The 1,787-nt window shown below is 52.8% G+C and carries 1 protein-coding gene; it reads left to right on the top strand.

Translation table 11 applies throughout. The annotated features are described in order from the left end of the window. Window positions 1–154 precede the first annotated feature (154 nt). A complete protein-coding gene (locus KDK14_RS18400) occupies window positions 155–1,771 on the top strand; it encodes a hypothetical protein (protein ID WP_257266657.1) in 1,617 nt (538 codons plus the stop codon). The last annotated feature ends 16 nt before the right edge of the window (window positions 1,772–1,787 follow it).

Below are 1,787 nucleotides of genomic sequence, written 5' to 3' on the forward strand. Positions count from 1 at the left end.
GGCGGGTAGCGGGTAGCGTCTGTAGAAATGTCGAAGTTATTTCAGGACAGCTCCTTATCAAAGCCAATGGCAAGGAGCGCCCAGTCGTCAGCAGGTCTTTTCTGCGGGCTATTCCAGCAGTCGCCCTGTTAGCACTACCCGGCGGCAAAGTAGTGTGCAGGCAAAGCTTGTAGAAGCCTCACCGCTTGGCCTGTTTTGGGGAGCAGTGGCTAAAAAGCAAGTTAAGGTTAGTTTTAGTCATGGGCAAAGCCAGAATAAACAGGCCACAGCTGGCGCCCGTTGGCAGCGGCCACAGCCAAAAGAAAGCCAAAAGCAAAGTGGGTGGGATAAAAGCATTCAGGCGCAGGATATGGGGCAGGCCTTACCCTGGAATCATCCAGCGCAGCGGGATAGTAACCTATCTGAGGGCATGCAATCGGTTGATCTTTACGGTTCCAGAAAGTGGCAAAGCCCGGCTTATATTCACCCACAGCAACCGCTGAACTTTACCTTTCAAGAACGGGAGTATGAGCCACAGGCAAACGGCAGGGTATTTTTTCAGATTGGTGCCTTTGACCAACAAACCTCAGCTGTCCCTGTGGATAGCAAGCGACGCTTTACCTTCCAGAGCAACCGGGCCGAGGATAAGCCGGTTATCCTGCCGTGGGGTTTTGGCCAGAAAGCCAGGGATGAGAGCGTTACTGGCAACTATGGTGGGGAGAAACAACCGGAGGTTATTGAAAAGCCAGAGCCGGTACAGCCAGAGATCAGGGAGAGTTATCTGCTAATGAACATTATTACTGCCGTTGTATTGCCTGCCCGGACACCGCTTGAGCTGCCTTCAATGGAAATCAGCCTGGATATTGATAGCTTTTCATGGAGCTTTACCGGCCAGCTGTGGGGGGCTTCCAATATCGCACTGGTAGAGCCGGACGAGAACGGTCCCAAGCAGATTGAGGTGGATATAAACGGCTGGAAATGGGTATTTATCATCGAACGTTACAGCACTGATAGACGATTGGGGGATGAGCGTTACACCCTGTATGGCAGCAGTAGAACCCAACTGTTAGCAGCCCCTTATGCGCCACAGAGAAGCAAGAGTAACAGCGCCAACCTAAACGCCAAACAGGCCATTACTGAAGAGCTGGCCAATACCGGATTTTCGGCCACCTACCCTGACCTGAGCGACTACAACACACCGGATTGGATTATGCCCGGAGGTTCATTCAGCTATCAGAACCAGACCGCTATGCAGGTGGTGGCCAAGGTGGCAACCACAGCCGGATCAGTCATTATCCCAAGCCGTTATGATGATAAGGTAAGCATTCAGCCCCGATATCCTGCCAGCCCTTGGCACTGGAATACCGCCACTATGGATAAGATTGTTCCGGCCAGTATGGTCATTAGCTTAAGCGCCAACTGGCGACCGGAGCAGGCTTACAATGCCGTGTATGTTTCCGGGACCAATGCAGGGGTTGCGGTCAATGTCAAAAGAACGGGGACCAATGGGGGCAATCCGGCGCCGGATATTCTGGAAGACTGGCTTACCGAAACACAGGTCAACACTGAGCGGGGCCGCAATGAGCTGGCCAAGGGTGGCAATCAGAGCATTACTACCATCGAGCTGCCATTGACGGATACCAGCACGGCGCCCGGATTAATTGAGCCGGGTATGCTGGTCGAGGTTCAGGATATAACGGGAGACTGGCAAGCCCTATGTCTGGCCACCAGTATTAGCGCAAGTGGCGTGGGTACTGTTATTCAATCGGTTGATTTGGAGCGGCATTACTAATGGCAACCACTAACAT

The sequence above is a fragment of the Endozoicomonas sp. ONNA2 genome (assembly GCF_024606365.1).
Lineage (GTDB): Bacteria > Pseudomonadota > Gammaproteobacteria > Pseudomonadales > Endozoicomonadaceae > Endozoicomonas.